The organism is Ramlibacter sp. JJN2-2R (genome assembly GCF_057747835.1).
Genome location: NZ_CM173226.1, coordinates 2,042,135 through 2,060,688 on the forward strand (window position 1 = coordinate 2,042,135; position 18,554 = coordinate 2,060,688).

The following is an 18,554-nucleotide window of genomic DNA, read 5'->3' on the forward strand; positions in this document are numbered from 1 at the left end:
AAGCAACCTCGTCCATAGCATCCGAGACTCTTCAACACCACACGCTGAGGTATCGCGATGGCCCTGCAGTCCCCCTTCTTCAACAACAACAACAAGCGCGAGAACGATCTGCGCCCGAACACGCCGAACGCGAACGCGCTGGCCGCCGCCACCGTCGCGCCCACCGCACCCGCCGCCAACAGCTCGGCGGCCACCACCGGCCACGAAGGCGAAGCCAAGCTGACCGTCGGCCCGAACATCAAGCTCAAGGGCGTCGAGATCACCGACTGCGACACCCTCGTCGTCGAAGGCTCCGTCGAGGCCACCATGGACTCGCGCATGATCCAGATCTCCGAGCGCGGCTCGTTCAAGGGCTCGGCCGAGATCGACGTGGCCGAGATCCGCGGCCAGTTCGACGGCAACCTGACCGTGCGCCAGAAGCTGGTCATCTACTCGACCGGCAAGGTCACCGGCCGCATCCGCTACGGCAAGGTGGTGATCGAGGAGGGCGGCCAGCTCTCCGGCGAGATCGAGTTCGGCGCCCCGGCCGTGGCCGCCACGACCTCGCGCCCCGCGCCCGCCAAGCTGCAGGTCGCCTGACGACCGCGTGCCGTCCCGGGGGACGGCGCAGGGAACGGGGGCGGCGATCTCTTACAGTCGCTGCATGACGACTTCCCCATCCACCAATGGCCCGCAACTCGCGGGCCATTTGCTTGTCGAGTGCCTCGTCGCCCAAGGCGTGACCCATGCCTTCGGCGTGCCGGGCGAGAGCTACCTGGCCGTGCTGGACGGCCTGCACCGCTGGCGCGACAGCATCCGCTTCATCGTGAACCGCCAGGAGGGCGGCGCCGCCTTCATGGCCGAGGCGGCGGGCAAGCTCACCGGCCGCCCGGGCGTGTGCTTCGTCACGCGCGGGCCGGGGGCGACCAATGCCTCCATCGGCGTGCACACCGCCTTCCAGGATTCCACGCCGATGGTGCTGTTCGTGGGCGACGTCGCGTCGGACCAGCGCGACCGCGAGGCGTTCCAGGAGGTCGAGTACACGAGCTTCTTCGGCCCCAGCACCAAGGGCATGGCCAAGCGCGTGGAGCGCATCGACGAGCCGGATCGCATCCCCGAGTACGTCGCCCGGGCCTTCGCGACCGCCATGAACGGCCGTCCCGGCCCGGTGGTGGTGGTCCTGCCCGAGGACATGCTCACGCGCATGACGTCCGCCAGGCCGCTGCCGCGCGTCGAGCCGGCGCAGGCCTGGAGCGATCCGGGCGCCCTGCGCGAGCTGCGCGAGCTGCTGCTGGCGGCGCAGCGGCCGATCGCCATCGTGGGCGGCGGCGGCTGGACGCCGCAGGCCGCGCAGGCGCTGCAGCGCTTCGCCGAAAACTGGAAGCTGCCCGTGGGCAACGCCTTCCGTTTCCAGGACACTTTCGACAACCACCACCCGTTGTACGCCGGCGACGTGGGCATTGGCATCAACCCGAAGCTGGCGGCGCGCATCCGCGAGAGCGACCTCGTGCTGGCCATCGGCCCCCGCCTGGGCGAGATGACCACCGGCGGCTACACGCTGCCGAAGGCGCCGCGCGCGGCGCAGAAGCTGGTGCACATCCATGCCAGCGCGGAGGAACTGCACCGCGTGTACCACGCCGACCTGGCGATCAATGCCACGATGAACGCCGCGGCCCGCTCGCTGGAGGTGCTGGCGGCCCCGCCCGAAGTGCCCTGGCAGGCCTGGGCGGAAGCGGTGCATGCCGACTACGAGTCCAACCTGGTGCCGCAGCCGCTGCCGGGCGACATCGACATGCCGGCCATCGTGGCCCTGCTGCAAAAGCACCTGCCGGCCGATGCCGTGCTCACCAACGGCGCGGGCAACTTCGCCAGCTGGGTGCACCGGTTCTTCCGCCACCACGGCCTGGCCAAGGGCCACAAGACCCAGCTGGCGCCCACCAACGGCGCGATGGGGTACGGCGTGCCGGCCGGCATCGCCGCCAACCTGGTGAGCGGCCGCACGGCGTTCACCATCGCGGGCGACGGCGACTTCCTGATGACGGGCCAGGAGCTCGCGACCGCGGCGCAGTTCGGCGGCAAGAGCATCGTCGTGGTGCTGAACAACGGCATGTACGGGACGATCCGCATGCACCAGGAGCGCGAGTATCCGCAGCACGTGCACGGCACGCACCTGGCGAACCCGGACTTCGCCGCGCTGGCGCGGGCCTACGGCTACGCGGGCGTGCGCATCACGCGCACGGAGCAGTTCGAGCCCGAGTTCGTCGCCGCCCTGGACCGCCGGCAGGGCACGCTGATCGAGGTGATGCTGGATCCGGAGGTGATCAGCACGCGCGGCACGCTCACCGCGATCCGCGAGGCGGCGCTCAAGGGCCGCTGACCGCCGTTGCGAAGGCCGCGCGGGGCGCGCCTTCGCTGCCAATGAAAAAGGGCCGCGAGAGCGGCCCTTTCGATGGCGGCAAGGCGCTGCTTACTTGACGTGCTTGCCGATCAGGCCGGCCATCTCGAACATCGAGACCTGGGCCTTGCCGAAGATCTCGCGCAGCTTCGCATCGGCGTTGACCATGCGCTTGTTGACGGAGTCCTGCAGCTTGTTCTTCTTGATGTAGGCCCACAGCTTGCTGACGACCTCGGTGCGGGGCAGCGGCTTGTCGCCGACCACGGCAGCCAGTTGCGGGCTGGGGGTCAGGGCCTTCATGAACGCCGCGTTCGGGGTGCGCTTCTTGGCGGGGGCCTTCTTCGCGACAGCCTTCTTGGCCGGGGCCGCCTTCTTCGCCGGAGCAGCCTTCTTCGCGACGGCCTTCTTGGCCGGTGCGGCCTTCTTCGCCGGAGCCTTCTTCGCAACAGCCTTCTTCGCCGGGGCCTTCTTGGCGGGCGCTTTTTTCGCCGCCGCTTTCTTCGCAGTTGCCATGACTTGATTTCCTTCTAGAAGTTGAGTGATCACCAATGGAAAAAGCTCATTGCCACTGGCAGAGCGGATGCTAAGGGAGAAAAACGGCGTTTCCAAGGGGAAAACGGCTTTTTTCACTGGGGCGTGTTGCTTTTTTTCAAGGCGTTCTCCGAGGGAAAACGCCCCCTGGGCGCCCCTGGGAGCGTCACTCGCGGCGAGCCGTGCCCTTGCCGCGGAAGATCAGCACCACGCCAGCGAGCACCACGGCGCAGGCCGCCCACTCGGCACGGCTGACGCTCTCGCCGGCCACGGCAATGCCCAGCCCCAGGGCGATCACCGGGTTCACGAGGGCGTAGCTGGTGGCCACGGCGGGCGTCGCGTGGCGCAGCAGGTACAGGTACGCGCTGAAGGCCACCAGCGAGCCCGCGCCCACGAGGTACAGCCAGGCCGCCGCGGCGAGCGGCTGCGGCGGCCATTGCGGCTGTTCATGCAGCACGAGAGAAACCGCGATCAACGCCGCGCCGCCGCACAACATTTCGCTGGCGAAGCCGGCTGGGCCAGGCGCCAGCGGCAGCCGCGTGGTGGAGAGCACCGAGCCCAGCGACCAGGCCAGCGTCGCGCCGGCCATGCAGGCGACCGCGCCGGGCGCGCCGCCGAAGCCGGCGCCGCGCGCCAGCAGCACGACCCCGCCCAGGCCGACCAGCATGCCGGCCAGCTCGAGCCGCGCCGGGCGCAGGCCGAACAGCAGGCCCCACAGGCACACCAGCATCGGGACCACGGCGATGAAGGCCGCCACCAGCCCCGAGCCCACCTGCCGCTCGGCGCTGGCCGTCAGGCCCATCCCCAGGCCCAGCATCAGCGTGCCGATCAGGGCCGCGTTGCGCCACTGCCGCCCGGTCGGCCACGCGCCGCCGCGCAGGGTCACCCACGCCATCAGGAGCGCACCGGCGGCGAGGAACCGGGTGCCCATCTGGAAGAAGGGCGGGAAGCTGGCGAGCGCATAGCGGATCGCGAGGTAGGTCGATCCCCAGACGACGTAGCAGGCAAGGAGGGCCGGCAGCACGAGGTTGCGCGCGGCTGGGCGGGCGGGGACGTTAAGCACGCTCGAGGTCATGCCTCGATCGTAGGCAAGGCGCCGCCTTGCTTCCATGCAGAATCCAAGGTCCGGCCGCGCCGCGGCCTTGTTTTTCGAGGTGAATTCGCATGGCTGCCGAAATGTCCGGCCTCGATGCCTACGACAGCCGCATCCTCGCGGAGCTGCAGCGCGACGGCCGCATCACGATGGCCGAACTCGGGCGCCGCGTGCACCTGAGCCAGCCGGCGGTGACGGAGCGCGTGCGCAAGCTGGAGCTGCAGGGCGTGATCAGGGGGTACCGCGCGGTGGTGGACTACCAGCGGCTCGGGTACGGCATCCGCGCCATCGTGCGGATCGGGCGCGTCGAGTACGCGCGGGTGGTGAAGCTGATCGAGCAGACGCCGGAGGTGATCAATGCCTTCAACGTGACCGGCGAGGACAGCTGGATCCTGGAGATCGCGGTCATCGACGTCGAGCACCTCGACGCCGTCGTGACCAAGTTCTGTATCCTCACCGAGACGTCGACATCGATCGTGCTGAACATGCCGCGCGAGAACGCCAGCGTGCAGCCAGCCCGGCGCGAGAACATCAAGCCCCCGATCCGAAAGGTCACCGGAAAATGAACTTCCCCGCTTTCAGCACCTGCGACCTCTGCGATGCGCGCGAGGGCGACGCCCAGCCGGTGCTGCAGCCGCTGCCGCCGGTGTTCCGCGACTTCGGCGCCGCCGGCCGCTTCTGCGGGCCGATCGCCACGGTCCGCTGCTTCGAGGACAACGGGCGGATCAGGGAGGCGGTGGCGTCGCCCGGGGAAGGGCGCGTGCTCGTGGTCGACGGTGGCGGCTCGCTGCGCCGTGCGCTGGTCGGCGGCAACCTGGCCGGCGCGGCGGCCCGCAACGGGTGGGCCGGCATCGTGGTGGACGGCGCCGTGCGCGACCTCGCGGAGCTGCGCGATGCCGGCATCGGCGTGAAGGCGCTGGCCCTGATGCCGCTGCGCTCGGCCAAGCGCAACGAAGGCGAGCGGGACGTGCCGGTGACGATCCAGGGCGTGCCGGTGCGTCCCGGCCAGTGGCTCTACGCCGACGAGGACGGCATCCTCGTCAGCGACCGGCCCCTGCCCTGACCGGCAGCGTCGCGAGCAGCACGCCCGCGAGCGCGAAGCCGAAGGCGGCCGCCTGCCGCGGCCCGAACGATTCCCCCAGGACGAGCACGCCGACGGCCGTGGCCGACACCGGCAGCATGGCCGTGAAGACGCCGCCGAGGGCAGCCGGCACGTGGCGCAGCCCGGTCATCCACAGCCAGACGCTCCAGACGCTGGCGGCCAGGCCATAGAACAGCAGCAGCCACCAGGTGCCGGCCGCGACCGACCGGAAGTCGAAGTCCCAGGCCTGCCACAGCCCGAAGGGCGTCATCAGCAGCAGGCCCCAGAGGTTGACGAGCGCGGTGATCCGGCGGGCGCCCAGGGCGCCGGTGAGCTGCTTGCCGATGACCGCGTACGCGGCTTCGCACAGGACGGCACCGAAGACGAGGAGGTTGCCCAGCAGTTCGCCGGTGGCCCGGCCCGCCGGCGCCTTGCCGGTGGCCAGCAGCAGCATGCCGGCCATCGCGCACCCGACGGCGGCCCAGACGCGGGGCGCCACGCGCTCGCGCAGGAACAGCCAGCTCATGACCGCGACCGCCGCGGGAATCGACGCCATGATCACGCCGGCCGAGACGGCGCTGGTCATGCTGACGCCGAACAGCATGAAGATCGAGAACAGGAAGTTCCCGAGCAGCGATTCGAGGAACAGCAGGCGGCGCGTCTGGGCCGTGAGGGGCGCTTCACCCGGCGGGCGCCGCAGCCAGCCCAGGGTGGCGACGCCGCCGATGCCGAACCGCAGCCATGCGAGCAGGAAGACCGGGATAGCCGCCACCAGCGGCTTGGAAAGCGCCACGTAGCTGCCCACCAGGGACATGCTCAGGGCGAGGCAGCAGCAGGCGACGACGCGTGGATTCAACCGGCGGGGCAGGGCGAAAGCGCGCATCTTGCCTGACAGCCCTGCCCGCGAGGCGGGCGGTTCGGCGGCGCCGTTTTCACGCGCGTGCATCGAGGTTCCACATTCTGAAATCAGTTGATGTTGCGGTGCGCCAATTTTTCTCGATATGAGAAACAGAATTTCGCATCCCGGTATGACGGCGGCAAGTCCCTATCGGGAAAAGAAAAAATTTTAGTCTTCTATAAGACAGAAGACGAACACAAGGTCTTCTACAAGACTTAGAGTGCATGGCATCGGTCGAACGAAGTGCGACCCCCGGTTTCCAACATCAACCCACGGAGAAAGCCATGAGCAACTGGACGAACCTGACCCGCGAGCAGCAGATCGCGCAGCTGGAGCGGGACTGGGCGGAGAACCCGCGCTGGAAGGGCATCAAGCGCGGCTACAGCGCCGCCGATGTCGTGCGCCTGCGCGGGTCGCTGCACATCGAGCACACGCTGGCCCGCCGCGGCGCCGACAAGCTGTGGAACCTGATCAACACCGAGCCGTTCGTCAACACGCTGGGCGCGCTGACCGGCAACCAGGCCATGCAGCAGGTCAAGGCCGGCCTGAAGGGCATCTACCTGTCCGGCTGGCAGGTCGCCGGCGACGCCAACAGCAACGGCGAGATGTACCCCGACCAGTCGCTGTACTCGGTGGACTCGGTGCCCAAGGTGGTCAAGAAGATCAACAACACGTTCCAGCGCGCCGACCAGATCCAGTGGAGCGAGGGCAAGGGCCCCGGCGACGACGGCTACGTCGACTACTTCGCGCCGATCGTGGCCGACGCCGAAGCCGGCTTCGGCGGCGTGCTCAATGCCTTCGAGCTGATGAAGGCCATGATCGAGGCAGGCGCCGCCGGCGTGCACTTCGAGGACCAGCTCGCGGCCGTCAAGAAGTGCGGCCACATGGGCGGCAAGGTGCTGGTGCCGACCAAGGAAGCCGTGGCCAAGCTGGTGGCCGCGCGCCTGGCGGCCGACGTGATGGGCGTGCCCACCATCCTGCTGGCCCGCACCGACGCGGAAGCCGCCGACCTGGTGACCAGCGACGTGGACGCCAACGACCAGCCCTTCCTGACCGGCGAGCGCACGGTGGAAGGCTTCTTCCGCACCCGCAACGGCTTCGACCAGGCCGTCAGCCGCGGCCTCGCGTACGCCGAGTACGCCGACCTGATCTGGTGCGAGACCGGCACGCCCGACCTGGCCTTCGCCAAGGCTTTCGCCGACGCGATCCACGCGAAGTTCCCGGGCAAGCTGCTTGCCTACAACTGCTCGCCCTCGTTCAACTGGAAGAAGAACCTGGACGACGCCACCATCGCCAAGTTCCAGAAGGAGCTGGGCGCCATGGGCTACAAGTTCCAGTTCATCACGCTGGCGGGCTTCCACAGCCTCAACTACTCGATGTTCGAGCTGGCCCACGGCTACGCCCGCAACAACATGAGCGCGTTCGTCGAGCTGCAGCAGAAGGAGTTCGCCGCCGCCGACAAGGGCTTCACGGCGGTCAAGCACCAGCGCGAGGTCGGCACCGGCTACTTCGACGCCGTGACCACCACGATCGAGGCGAACGCCTCGACCGCGGCGCTCAAGGGCTCCACCGAGGACGCCCAGTTCTTCGAGCAGAAGAAGGCCGCCTGACGCGCCCCCCGGGGGCTCAGCCAGCGACGCCCGGCCCCGGCCGGGCGTCGTCGTGTCGGGTGCCCGCGTCTGGGCGGTGCAAGGACAAGAAGGCCGGCCGTGGTCACGCCGTGCCCGCGCTGCCGGGGCGCGGCTTTCGTGGCCGCGGGTTAGAATCCACGCTGTCGTCCGTCCCACAAGAGCGAGAAAGGCACCTTCGGTTATGACACCGCGAACTACTCCGGAAGGAACCACGGCCCGCTAGCGGCCGGGTAGTCGCGCGCACGTCCACGAACCCCAGGTTTCCAGCAAGAGCGCGGCTACAGGCCGCGCTTTTTCGTTTCCTGATGCTGGAGTTTTCCATCCCATGATCCAAGTCACGCTTCCCGACGGCTCCCGTCGCGAGTTTCCCGGCCCCGTGAAGGTGGCCGACATCGCCGCCTCCATCGGCCCCGGCCTGGCCAAGGCCGCCCTGGCGGGCAAGGTGGACGGCAAGGTGGTCGACCTGGCTTACACGGTCGACCACGACGCGCCGGTGGCCATCGTCACGGCCAAGGATCCCGACGGCCTGGACGTCATCCGCCATTCGACGGCGCACCTGCTGGCCTATGCCGTCAAGGAGCTGTTTCCCGAGGCGCAGGTGACGATCGGCCCGGTCATCGAGAACGGCTTCTACTACGACTTCGCGTACAAGCGGCCCTTCACGCCCGAGGACCTGGCGGCGATCGAAAAGCGCATGACCGAACTCGCGGCCAAGGACGAACCCGTGGTGCGCCGCGTCCTGCCGCGCGACGCCGCGGTGGAGCACTTCAAGTCCATCGGCGAGCACTACAAGGCCGAGATCATCGGCAGCATCCCCGAGAACGAGGACGTCTCGCTGTACCGCGAGGGCGCCTTCGAGGACCTGTGCCGCGGCCCGCACGTGCCGAGCACCGGCAAGCTCAAGCATTTCAAGCTGATGAAGGTGGCCGGCGCCTACTGGCGCGGCGACCACCGCAACGAGATGCTGCAGCGCGTGTACGGCACCGCGTGGGCGAGCAAGGAGGAACTGCAGCAGTACCTCACGATGCTCGAGGAGGCCGAGAAGCGCGACCACCGCCGGCTGGGCCGCGAGCTGGACCTGTACCACATCGACGACGTCGCCCCGGGCGTGGTGTTCTGGCACCCCAAGGGCTGGGCGATCTGGCAGGTGGTGGAGCAGTACATGCGCAAGGTGTACCGCGACACGGGCTACCAGGAGGTCAAGGGTCCCCAGATCCTGGACCGCAGCCTGTGGGAGAAGACGGGCCACTGGCAGAACTACCGCGAGAACATGTTCACGACGGAGAGCGAGAAGCGCGACTACGCCCTCAAGCCGATGAACTGCCCCGGGCACGTGCTGATCTTCAAGTCGCAGCTGCGCAGCTACCGCGACCTGCCGCTTCGCTACGGCGAGTTCGGCCAGTGCCACCGCAACGAGCCCTCGGGCGCGCTGCACGGCATCATGCGCGTGCGCGGCTTCACCCAGGACGACGGCCACGCCTTCGTGACCGAGGACCAGATTCTCGAAGAGTGCGTCGCCTACACCGCCAAGCTGCAGGAGGTCTACAAGGACTTCGGCTTCACCGACATCCTGTACAAGGTCGCGACGCGGCCGGACAACCGCGTCGGCTCCGACGCCCTGTGGGACAAGGCCGAGCACGCCTGCATGGAGGCGCTGCGCCGCTCCGGCGTGGAGTTCGTGATCTCCCCGGGCGACGGCGCGTTCTACGGCCCGAAGATCGAGTACACGCTCAAGGACGCGCTGGGCCGCCACTGGCAGTGCGGCACCATGCAGGTGGACTTCAACACGGCCGAGCGGCTGGGTGCGGACTACGTCACGGAAACCAGCGGCCGCGCGCACCCGGTGATGCTGCACCGGGCCATCGTCGGCAGCCTGGAACGATTCATCGGCATGCTGGTCGAACACCACGCCGGCGCGCTGCCCGCCTGGCTGGCGCCGGTGCAGGTGGCCGTGCTGAACATCACGGACGGCCAGGCCGACTACGCCAGGGAAGTTGCTAAAAGTCTGCAAAATCAAGGGCTTAGGGTCGAGCTGGATCTGCGCAACGAGAAAATCACGTATAAAATACGGGAGCATTCGATGCAGAAGCTGCCCTACATCCTGGTCGTGGGCGACAAGGAAAAGGCAGCAGGTGCCGTCGCAGTGCGCGCCCGGGGCAACCAAGACCTCGGCGCGATGTCCCTGGAGGCGTTCTCCGCAAGGATCGCCGACGACATCGCCAGCAAGCGCTGATCTCCCCGCCAGGAAGTCCGCTCGCCGCGCGTACCGTGACGGTTGTTGCCGCGGCAAGAGGCCGCATATTTTTTTGAAGGATCGAGACCATCGCTACTGACTTTCGCGACCGCCGCCACCGCGAGGAACGCAAGCACCGCCTGAACCGGGAAATCATGGCCCCGGAAGTCCGCCTCTCCGGCCCGGAAAACGAGCCCCTGGGCATCGTCAGCCTGCAGGAAGCCCTGCGCATGGCCGGCGAACTCGACGTCGACCTGGTCGAAATCGCCGCCACGGCCAATCCGCCGGTGTGCCGGCTGATGGACTACGGCAAGTTCAAGTACCAGGAACAGAAGAAGGCGGCCGAGGCGAAGTCGAAGCAGACGGTCATCGAGATCAAGGAAATCAAGTTCCGCCCCGGCACCGACGACGGTGACTACAACATCAAGATGCGCAACATCAAGCGCTTTCTTGCCGAGGGCGACAAGTGCAAGATCACGCTGCGCTTCCGCGGCCGCGAGATCACGCACCAGGAGATCGGGATGGCGCTGCTGAACCGAATCCGCGACGAGCTGGGCGACACCATCCTGGTGGAGCAGTTCCCCAAGCTCGAGGGCCGGCAGATGATCATGATGATCGCGCCGGGCCGCAAGAAGTCGGGCGCCGCGCAGGCCAAGCCCGCAGCCGAAGCCGCAGGGACGGCAACGGCGTAAGAGGAGTTTCTCGGACCGATTCGGCTGGTCGCCGGCGCGGTCCGGTGAACGGGAAGCGTTGTCGCTTCCCGCGCAGCGATGAGCTGCGAACAAGTGGCGAACATTGAAGTCGCCACACAAGTGGCTCGGGGCCATCAAGACGCGAAGGATTCGCGGCGCCTCACGAGCACGACATGAAAAGGAGCATGCAAATGCCCAAGATGAAGACCAAGAGCGGGGCCAAGAAGCGCTTCCGCGTCCGTCCCGGCGGCACCGTCAAGCGCGGCCAGGCCTTCAAGCGTCACATCCTGACCAAGAAGTCCACCAAGAACAAGCGCCACCTGCGTGGCCCCGTCGCTGTGCATGAGACCAACATGGGTCACATGGCGCAGATGCTGCCGTTCGCCGGCCTGTAATCACTGACGAAGAAGGAGAACACACATGCCTCGCGTCAAACGTGGTGTCACGGCTCGCGCCCGTCACAAGAAGGTCCTCGTCCTAGCCAAGGGCTTCCGCGGCCGCCGCGGCAACGTCTTCCGCATCGCCAAGCAGGCGGTGATGAAGGCCGGGCAGTACGCCTACCGCGACCGCCGTGCCAAGAAGCGCGTCTTCCGCCAGCTGTGGATCGCCCGTATCAACGCGGCGGCCCGCGAGTGCGGCCTGACGTACAGCCAGTTCGCCAACGGCATCCGCAAGGCCGGCATCGAGATCGACCGCAAGGTCCTCGCCGACATCGCGGTGCACGACAAGGCCGCCTTTGCGGGCATCGTGGAGCAAGTCAAGGCCAAGCTGGCTGCTTGAGTTCACGGTGGGCGCGCCGGCAGGCGCGTCCGACAGAGCTGAAACCTCAAGGACAGGGGCTAGGGCGCTTGCACTAGCCCCTGTTTTTTTTCTGTGATGACCCACACCGATCTCGATTCCATCGTCGACGCCGCCCGGCAAGCCTTCGCCGCGGCAGCCAGCCCGGCTGACCTGGAGAACGCCAAGGCGTTGTTCACGGGCAAGTCCGGCCGCATCACCGAGCTGATGAAGGGCATGGCGGCGCTCCCGGTCGAGGAGAAGAAGACCCGCGGGGCCGCCATCAACGTCGCCAAGCAGGCCATCGAAGCCGCGCTGGCCGCACGCCGGCAGCAGCTGGCCGACGCGGAGCTGGAGCGGCAGTTGCAGGCCGAGGCGCTGGACGTCAGCCTGCCCGGCCGCGGCCGCGAGCCCGGCGGCCTGCACCCGGTCAGCCTGACGATGGAGCGCATCGAGCTGATCTTCGCCAGCATGGGCTTCGACGTCGCCGACGGCCCGGAGATCGAGAGCGACTGGCACAGCTTCACGTCGTTGAACAACCCGCCCAACCACCCGGCGCGGTCGATGCAGGACACCTTCTACGTCGACATCCAGGGCGAGGACGGCATCCACTACAACCTGCGCCCGCACACCAGCCCGATGCAGGTGCGTTACGCGCACCAGCACATCAAGAAGTACGCCGAGGCGGTCAAGGCCGGCCAGCCGATGCCCGAGATCCGGGTCATCGCGCCCGGCCGCACCTACCGCGTCGACAGCGACGCCACGCACTCGCCGATGTTCCACCAGTGCGAGGGCCTGTGGCTGGGCGAGAACGTGAGCTTCAAGGACCTGAAGGTCGTCTTCACGGACTTCTGCCGCACCTTCTTCGAGAGCGACGACCTGAAGCTGCGGTTCCGGCCCAGCTTCTTCCCGTTCACCGAGCCCAGCGCCGAGATCGACATCCAGTTCCAGAGCGGGCCGCTGGCCGGCCGCTGGCTGGAAGTGGCCGGCTCCGGCCAGGTGCACCCGACGGTGGTGCGCAACATGGGACTGGACCCCGAGAGGTACATCGGCTTCGCCTTCGGCATGGGGCCGGACCGCCTGACCATGTTGCGCTACGGCGTCAACGACCTGCGCCTGTTCTTCGACGGCGACGTCCGGTTCCTCCGCCAGTTCCGCTAACCGCAAGCCGCGAGAAGACGATGCAATTTCCCGAGTCCTGGCTGCGCGAGTTCTGCAACCCGCCGCTGTCCACGCAACAAATCGCCGACGTGCTCACCATGGGCGGGCTCGAGGTCGAGGACCTGCGCCCGGTCGCGCCGCCTTTCACCAAGGTGGTCGTGGGCGAGATCAAGGAAGCCGTCCAGCATCCCAATGCCGACCGCCTGCGCGTGTGCCAGGTCGACGTGGGGCAGGGCGCGCTGCTGAACATCGTGTGCGGCGCGCCGAACGCGCGCCCGGGCATCCGCGTGCCCTGCGCGCTGGTGGGCGCCGAGCTGCCGCCGGGCGAGGACGGCAAGCCGTTCCAGATCAAGCTGGGCAAGCTGCGCGGCGTCGAGAGCCAGGGCATGCTGTGCTCGGCGCGCGAGCTGCAGCTGTCCGACGACCATGGCGGCCTGCTGGAGCTGGCCGCCGACACGCCCGTGGGGCAGGACGTGCGCGACGCGCTGCGCCTGGACGACCACGTGTTCACGCTCAAGCTCACGCCGAACCTGGCGCACGCGCTGAGCGTGTACGGCGTGGCCCGCGAGCTCTCCGCGCTGACCGGCGCGCCGCTGAAGGCGCCGGCCTTCGAGCCCGTGCAGCCCGTCCACGACGCCAGGCTGCCCGTGAAGGTGAGCGCGCCGGACCTGTGCGGCCGCTTCTCGGGCCGCATCGTGCGCAACGTCGACACCCGCGCGAAGACGCCGCCGTGGATGGTCGACAGGCTCGCGCGCTGCGGGCAGCGCAGCGTCACGGCCCTGGTGGACATCTCGAACTACGTGATGTTCGAGTTCGGGCGTCCCTCGCACATCTTCGACCTCGACAAGCTGCACGGCGGCCTCGACGTCCGCTGGGGGCGGCCCGGCGAGCAGCTCAAGCTGCTGAACGGCAACACGATCGCCGTTGACGAGAAGGTCGGCGTCATCGCCGACGAGGCGCAGGTCGAGTCGCTGGCGGGCATCATGGGCGGCGACGCCACGGCCGTGTCCGACGCCACCCGCAACGTCTACGTCGAGGCCGCGTTCTGGTGGCCCGAGGCGGTGCAGGGCCGCTCGCGCCGCTTCAACTTCTCGACCGACGCGGGGCATCGCTTCGAGCGCGGCGTCGATCCGAGCCTCACGGTGGAGCACATCGAGCACATCACGCGGCTGGTCATCGACATCTGCGGCGGCGAAGCCGGCCCGATGGACGACCAGGTGCTGCGCGTGCCGCAGGCCCGCCCGGTGTCCCTGCGCGTGGCCCGCGCCGCCAAGGTGATCGGCATGCCGGTGACCGCGGCGCAATGCCTGGACGCGTTCGCGCGCCTGGGCCTGCCCGCGAGCGAAGGGGCCGCCGGCGTGATCGACGTGACGCCGCCGGCGTACCGCTTCGACCTCACGCTCGAGGAAGACCTGATCGAGGAAGTGGCGCGCATCGTCGGCTACGAGAAGCTGCCCACGACGCCGCCCCTGGCCCCGATCGCGGCCAAGCTGCCGCCCGAGTCGCGCCGGTCGCGGTTCGCCGTGCGGCGCTCGCTGGCGGGCCTGGGCTACCAGGAGACGATCAACTTCAGCTTCGTCGAAGAGCGCTGGGAGCACGAACTCGCCGGCAACGCCGATCCGATCCGCCTGCTGAACCCCATCGCCAGCCAGATGAGCGTGATGCGCTCGTCGCTGCTCGGCTCGCTGCTGCAGGTGCTCAGGTTCAATCTCGACCGCAAGGCCGAGCGGGTGCGCGTGTTCGAGATCGGGCGCGTCTTCCTGCGCGACGCGGGCGTGTCGACCACCGACACCACCGTGCGCGGCGTGCGCCAGCCGATGCGCGTCGCGGGCCTGGCCTTCGGCGACGCCGACGGCCTGCAATGGGCGCGCAAGGCCACGCCGGTGGACTTCTACGACGTCAAGGGCGACGTGGAGGCGCTGCTGTCGCCGCGCCGCGCCACCTTCGAGGCGGCCGTGCATCCGGCGCTGCATCCGGGGCGCTCGGCCCGCGTGTCGGTCGACGGTGTGCCGGTCGGCTTCGTCGGCGAGCTGCATCCGCGCTGGCGCCAGGCCTGGGAACTGCCGCTGGCGCCGGTGCTGTTCGAGCTCGATCTCGACCAGGTGCTCGCCCGGCCGGTGCCGGCCTTCCAGGCCGTCTCGCGCCACCAGCCCTCGGAGCGCGACATCGCCGTCATCGTGGCCGACCACGTGACGCACGCGCAGTTGATCGACGCCATCCACGCCGCCGACACCGGCGGGCTGCTGCGCGACACGCTGCTGTTCGACGTGTACAAGCCCAAGCAGGCCGGCGGGGGCCTGGCGCCGGGGGAGAAAAGCATGGCGGTGCGCTTGACGCTGGGCAACCCGGACGCGACACTGACCGACGACCAGATCGAGGCAGCCGTGGCCGCCGTGGTGGCGCAGCTCGGCGCGCGCCTCGGCGCCCGGCTCAGGGGCTAGGAGGAGCGGATGCTCACAACAACGGGGGACGGGGGCGCGATGGAGTTCACGGTCGAAAGCCTGGAGACGCCGGCGCTCACCAAGGCGCAGCTGGCCGAACTGCTGTTCGAACAGATCGGGCTGAACAAGCGCGAGTCCAAGGACATGATCGACGCGTTCTTCGACCTGATCGCCAGCAGCCTGGTGGAGGGCAAGGACGTGAAGATCTCCGGCTTCGGCAACTTCCAGATCCGCACCAAGGCGCCGCGGCCCGGCCGCAATCCGCGCACCGGCGAGGCCATTCCGATCCAGGCGCGCCGCGTCGTGACCTTCCATGCCAGCCACAAGCTCAAGGAGCAGATCCAGGGCAACGGCAACGGCAACGGCAACGGCAGCGGCAGCGGCAGCGGCAGCGGCCACGGCGGCGACGCCGACTGAGTCCCATCTTTTTTCGACGCCTCCGCCCGGTGGCGGCTTGGCGCGCTCCGGGTCTTAGAGTAACCTTCGAGCTTTCTCTCCTACAACATTGATTTCAGTGGAGAAAGCCCTCCCTTCGATCCCGGCCAAGCGCTACTTCACCATCGGTGAGGTCAGCGACCTGTGCGGCGTCAAGCCGCACGTGCTGCGGTATTGGGAGCAGGAATTCACGCAGCTGCGCCCGATGAAGCGGCGCGGCAACCGCCGTTACTACCAGCACCATGAGGTGCTGATGATCCGCCGCATCCGCGACCTGTTGTACGACCAGGGGTTCACCATCAGCGGTGCGCGCAACAAGCTGCAGGAGCTCGTGCAGGTCGAGCGCGACAAGCGCCGCGCGGGCGAGGTCATGCTCGAGGGCGTGGAGGTCATCGAGGTCGAGGACTCGACCCTGGAAGACTTCGAGGACAGCACGCCCGGCCCCGAGGACAGCGCCATGTCCGAGCAGCTCCTGCTGGTCCGTCGCGAGCTGTTCGAGATTCGTGACCTCTTGAGCGCGAACCACTGATTTCGCCGGGCTATAATGGCGAGCTCGGCGTGTAGCGCAGCCTGGTAGCGCACTTGCATGGGGTGCAAGGGGTCGCGAGTTCGAATCCCGCCACGCCGACCAACATGTGAAAAGCCCGGTTCCTGAAAAGGTGCCGGGCTTTTTTTCTTGGCGCCGCGCCGATCAGGCCCGCGTGCCGCGGCCATAGATGAAGTGGTACGCCAGCCCGACCAGCACGCTTCCGCCGACCAGGTTGCCCGCGGTGACGAACGCCAGATTGGCGGCCATGCCGGCCAAGCCGACCGCACTGCCTTCAGCGGCGTACCCAGGGCTGGATTGCACCAGCATGGCCAGGGGCAGGAGGTACATGTTGGCGATGCTGTGTTCGAAGCCCGCCGCGACGAAGGCCGTGACGGGGAAGGCGACGGCGACGGACTTGTCCACCACGCTGCGGCCGGCCATGGCCATCCAGACGGCCATGCAGACCAGCACGTTGCACAGCACGCCCCGCAGGAACGCCTCGTGCCCGGGCAGCGCCAGCTTGGCCGCGGCAATCCTCACCACGGTGCGGCCGATGGCACCCCCGCCCATCTCGGTGTGGCCGCTCAGGTGAACGAGCAGCGCCAGGCCCGCGGCGCCCGCGAAGTTGGCGCCGCAGACGATGCACCAGTTGCGCACGACCTGCGCGGCACTGATCCTGCCGTCGGCCCACGCCATCACCAGGAGGTTGTTGCCCGTGAAGAGTTCCGCGCCCGCCACGACCACCATCACCAGGCCGAGGGAAAACACGGCGCCCGCCACGAGCTGCGAGGCGGCGAACCCCAGGCTGTCGTCCGCGCGCACGATCACGAAGAGCATGGAGCCGAGGCCGATGAACGCGCCTGCCAGGATCCCCAGCAGCAACAGCGGGCCCAGCGCGAGCCGCGCCTTGGCGGCGCCCACGGTCTGGATCCGGCGCGCGATTTCGGCTGGTGCGTAGGCGTCGAATCCGTACAGCTCATTCATCCCTGCCTCCTCGATGCGCTCGCGATGCCGGCAACCACGATGGCTGCCAGCACCAGCGGAAGAAAGAACCGGACCCAGGCGGACCAGGCGCGTGCGGCTGCCCCAGGCTGGCTGCCAACCGCCGAGATCGCAGCTCGCCTGCGCCGCCTCCAGCCTATCAGCAGGGTGGGTAGCAGGCCATGCCGTTGAGGGATTCCCGGTCCTCGCATTGACTCGGTGCCGTCGGCTAAGCCCAGCAGTTGGAGCGCATGGGCTTTCGCGCTCGCTGTGGGGCCCGAAGCCGCGCGGGGCTACACTGCCCCCGGGTGTCCGCCGCTGTCCCGCGGCGAGGCAGGTTGATCGCGCTGGTCGGGCCGCCACGCGGCTTGATCGCGACCATGACCGAAACACCCGACCATCTCGTCCAGACCATTGCCGCCGCCTTGTTCGCGGTCGCCCTGGTCCACACCTTCGCCACCAAGCAGTTCGAGCGGCTGTCCCGCCGCTTCCCCCGTCACGCAGGCCTGTTCCACCTGCTCGGCGAGGTCGAAGTCGTCTTCGGCTTCTGGGCCGTGGTCCTGGTGCTGGTCATCGCGCTGGTCAGCGGCGGCGAGCAGGCACTGTCGTATGCGGAGTCGCGCCAGTACACCGAGCCGCTGTTCGTCTTCGTGGTCATGGTCGTCGCCGCCTCGAAGCCGGTCGTGCAAACCGTCTTCACGGCCAGCCGCGCCCTGGCTCGCGCCGCGCCGGTGGCCACGCCGCTGGCCAGCGCGTGGCTCGGCCTGGCGGCCGTTCCGCTGCTGGGTTCCCTGATCACCGAGCCCGCCGCCATGACCATCGCGGCGCTCATGCTGGCACCGCAGATCTTCCGGGAAGGAATGCCGGAACGCCTGAAATACATCGCGCTCGGCGTCCTGTTCGTGAACGTCTCGATCGGCGGGACGATGAGCTCCTTCGCCGCGCCGCCGGTGCTGATGGTGGCTGGGACCTGGGGCTGGACCTCCGCCTTCATGCTCGCCACCTTCGGCTGGAAGGCGGCCATCGCGGTGCTGGTGAACGCCACCCTGGCGGTCGCCTTGCTGCGCCGCCATCTCCAGGGGCCGGAAGCGGGCTCGGCGAAGCCCCTGCAGGAGCGCATCCCGCCGGTCGTGGCCATGGTGCACTTCGCCTTCCTGGCCGCAGTGGTTCTGCTGGCCCACCACCCGGTGGCCTTCCTCGCGGTCTTCCTGATGTTCCTCGGGTTCGCCCAGGCGTATGAGCGGTACCAGAGTCCGCTGATCCTGCGGGAGGCGCTGCTGGTCGCGTTCTTCCTGGCCGGGCTGGTCGTGCTGGGCGGGATGCAGCAGTGGTGGCTCCAGCCGCTGGTGGAGCGCATGTCGCCGGGCGTGCTCTTTTTCGGCACGGCCGCATTGACGGCCATCACCGACAACGCCGCGTTGACCTATCTCGGCTCCCTGATCGAGGGGATCTCGGACGCGGCCAAGTACAGCCTGGTGGCCGGCGCCGTGACCGGCGGCGGCCTGACGGTGATCGCCAACGCGCCGAACCCCGCCGGCGTGGCCCTCCTGCGGCGAGGCTTTGCAGACGAGTCGATCGGCGCCCTGGGCCTGTTCGCCGGAGCGCTGGTTCCGACGCTGGTGGCGATCGCGGCGTTCACGTTGCTTTGACGGGGGCCGGCCGCTTGGTTTCCGGCAGAGCTGGGGCATACAATGGCC

At 68.5% G+C, this 18,554-nt stretch carries 18 protein-coding genes and 1 tRNA gene; 15 read left to right on the forward strand and 4 right to left on the reverse strand.

The window, feature by feature from the left end; all coding sequences use genetic code 11:
• Nucleotides 1-57 precede the first annotated feature (57 nt).
• Entirely contained in the window at nucleotides 58-579 is a 522-nt protein-coding gene (locus AC3ANR_RS10075; RefSeq protein WP_488291735.1) for a bactofilin family protein, read from the forward strand.
• 64 nt (nucleotides 580-643) lie between these two features.
• Nucleotides 644-2,356, forward strand: a complete 1,713-nt coding sequence (locus tag AC3ANR_RS10080) for a thiamine pyrophosphate-binding protein (RefSeq protein WP_488291736.1) — start codon at nucleotides 644-646, stop codon at nucleotides 2,354-2,356.
• 90 nt (nucleotides 2,357-2,446) lie between these two features.
• On the opposite strand, the gene AC3ANR_RS10085 is transcribed toward AC3ANR_RS10080, so the two are convergent.
• Nucleotides 2,447-2,887 carry an SWIB/MDM2 domain-containing protein gene (locus AC3ANR_RS10085; protein WP_488291783.1) on the reverse strand — a complete coding sequence of 147 codons (441 nt, stop codon included), beginning with the start codon at nucleotides 2,885-2,887 and terminating at the stop codon, nucleotides 2,447-2,449.
• Nucleotides 2,888-3,071: 184 nt separating this feature from the next.
• Nucleotides 3,072-3,980 (reverse strand): drug/metabolite exporter YedA, encoded by a 909-nt coding sequence (gene yedA, locus AC3ANR_RS10090; RefSeq protein ID WP_488287985.1) that lies wholly within the window; start codon nucleotides 3,978-3,980, stop codon nucleotides 3,072-3,074.
• Between the two features lie 89 nt (nucleotides 3,981-4,069).
• On the opposite strand from yedA, the gene AC3ANR_RS10095 reads away from it, so the two are divergent.
• Both AC3ANR_RS10095 and rraA read left to right on the forward strand, forming a co-directional pair.
• Nucleotides 4,070-4,564 (forward strand): Lrp/AsnC family transcriptional regulator, encoded by a 495-nt coding sequence (locus tag AC3ANR_RS10095; protein WP_488287986.1) that lies wholly within the window; start codon nucleotides 4,070-4,072, stop codon nucleotides 4,562-4,564.
• The gene (rraA, locus tag AC3ANR_RS10100; RefSeq protein ID WP_488287987.1) at nucleotides 4,561-5,061 is read left to right on the forward strand and encodes a ribonuclease E activity regulator RraA; all 501 of its coding nucleotides are present in this window, start codon (nucleotides 4,561-4,563) and stop codon (nucleotides 5,059-5,061) included. The genes AC3ANR_RS10095 and rraA overlap by 4 nt, the downstream gene beginning before the upstream one ends.
• On the opposite strand, the gene AC3ANR_RS10105 is transcribed toward rraA, so the two are convergent.
• The gene (locus AC3ANR_RS10105; protein ID WP_488287988.1) at nucleotides 5,039-5,893 is read right to left on the reverse strand and encodes a DMT family transporter; all 855 of its coding nucleotides are present in this window, start codon (nucleotides 5,891-5,893) and stop codon (nucleotides 5,039-5,041) included. The two genes, rraA and AC3ANR_RS10105, sit on opposite strands and share 23 nt — an antisense overlap.
• A 368-nt stretch (nucleotides 5,894-6,261) precedes the next feature.
• Here AC3ANR_RS10105 and aceA point away from each other — a divergent pair, with 368 nt between their 5' ends.
• The 10 genes from aceA (at nucleotide 6,262) to AC3ANR_RS10155 (ending at nucleotide 15,978) form a co-directional block, all read left to right on the forward strand.
• Nucleotides 6,262-7,587: an isocitrate lyase gene (aceA, locus tag AC3ANR_RS10110; RefSeq protein ID WP_488287989.1), complete on the forward strand. Its 1,326-nt coding sequence runs from the start codon at nucleotides 6,262-6,264 to the stop codon at nucleotides 7,585-7,587.
• 346 nt (nucleotides 7,588-7,933) lie between these two features.
• Complete coding sequence (thrS, locus tag AC3ANR_RS10115; RefSeq protein WP_488287990.1) at nucleotides 7,934-9,841, forward strand: threonine--tRNA ligase; 1,908 nt, start codon at nucleotides 7,934-7,936, stop codon at nucleotides 9,839-9,841.
• A gap of 80 nt (nucleotides 9,842-9,921) precedes the next feature.
• The gene (gene infC / locus AC3ANR_RS10120; RefSeq protein WP_488291784.1) at nucleotides 9,922-10,533 is read left to right on the forward strand and encodes a translation initiation factor IF-3; all 612 of its coding nucleotides are present in this window, start codon (nucleotides 9,922-9,924) and stop codon (nucleotides 10,531-10,533) included.
• A 191-nt stretch (nucleotides 10,534-10,724) separates the two neighbouring features.
• Nucleotides 10,725-10,928: a 50S ribosomal protein L35 gene (rpmI, locus tag AC3ANR_RS10125; protein ID WP_192672302.1), complete on the forward strand. Its 204-nt coding sequence runs from the start codon at nucleotides 10,725-10,727 to the stop codon at nucleotides 10,926-10,928.
• Between the two features lie 25 nt (nucleotides 10,929-10,953).
• Nucleotides 10,954-11,313, forward strand: a complete 360-nt coding sequence (rplT, locus tag AC3ANR_RS10130; RefSeq protein ID WP_488287991.1) for a 50S ribosomal protein L20 — start codon at nucleotides 10,954-10,956, stop codon at nucleotides 11,311-11,313.
• A gap of 96 nt (nucleotides 11,314-11,409) precedes the next feature.
• On the forward strand, nucleotides 11,410-12,471 hold the full coding sequence (gene pheS, locus AC3ANR_RS10135) for a phenylalanine--tRNA ligase subunit alpha (RefSeq protein ID WP_488287992.1): 1,062 nt from the start codon (nucleotides 11,410-11,412) through the stop codon (nucleotides 12,469-12,471).
• Between the two features lie 20 nt (nucleotides 12,472-12,491).
• The gene (gene pheT / locus AC3ANR_RS10140) at nucleotides 12,492-14,912 is read left to right on the forward strand and encodes a phenylalanine--tRNA ligase subunit beta (protein WP_488287993.1); all 2,421 of its coding nucleotides are present in this window, start codon (nucleotides 12,492-12,494) and stop codon (nucleotides 14,910-14,912) included.
• A gap of 39 nt (nucleotides 14,913-14,951) precedes the next feature.
• The gene (locus tag AC3ANR_RS10145) at nucleotides 14,952-15,329 is read left to right on the forward strand and encodes an integration host factor subunit alpha (RefSeq protein ID WP_488291785.1); all 378 of its coding nucleotides are present in this window, start codon (nucleotides 14,952-14,954) and stop codon (nucleotides 15,327-15,329) included.
• 97 nt (nucleotides 15,330-15,426) lie between these two features.
• On the forward strand, nucleotides 15,427-15,876 hold the full coding sequence (locus AC3ANR_RS10150) for a MerR family transcriptional regulator (protein ID WP_488287994.1): 450 nt from the start codon (nucleotides 15,427-15,429) through the stop codon (nucleotides 15,874-15,876).
• Between the two features lie 25 nt (nucleotides 15,877-15,901).
• Nucleotides 15,902-15,978, forward strand: a tRNA-Pro gene (locus tag AC3ANR_RS10155).
• 60 nt (nucleotides 15,979-16,038) lie between these two features.
• On the opposite strand, the gene AC3ANR_RS10160 is transcribed toward AC3ANR_RS10155, so the two are convergent.
• Nucleotides 16,039-16,860 carry a formate/nitrite transporter family protein gene (locus AC3ANR_RS10160; protein WP_488287995.1) on the reverse strand — a complete coding sequence of 274 codons (822 nt, stop codon included), beginning with the start codon at nucleotides 16,858-16,860 and terminating at the stop codon, nucleotides 16,039-16,041.
• 377 nt (nucleotides 16,861-17,237) lie between these two features.
• Between AC3ANR_RS10160 and AC3ANR_RS10165 the strand changes: the two genes are divergently transcribed.
• The gene (locus tag AC3ANR_RS10165; RefSeq protein ID WP_488291786.1) at nucleotides 17,238-18,506 is read left to right on the forward strand and encodes a putative Na+/H+ antiporter; all 1,269 of its coding nucleotides are present in this window, start codon (nucleotides 17,238-17,240) and stop codon (nucleotides 18,504-18,506) included.
• Nucleotides 18,507-18,554: the final 48 nt, after the last annotated feature.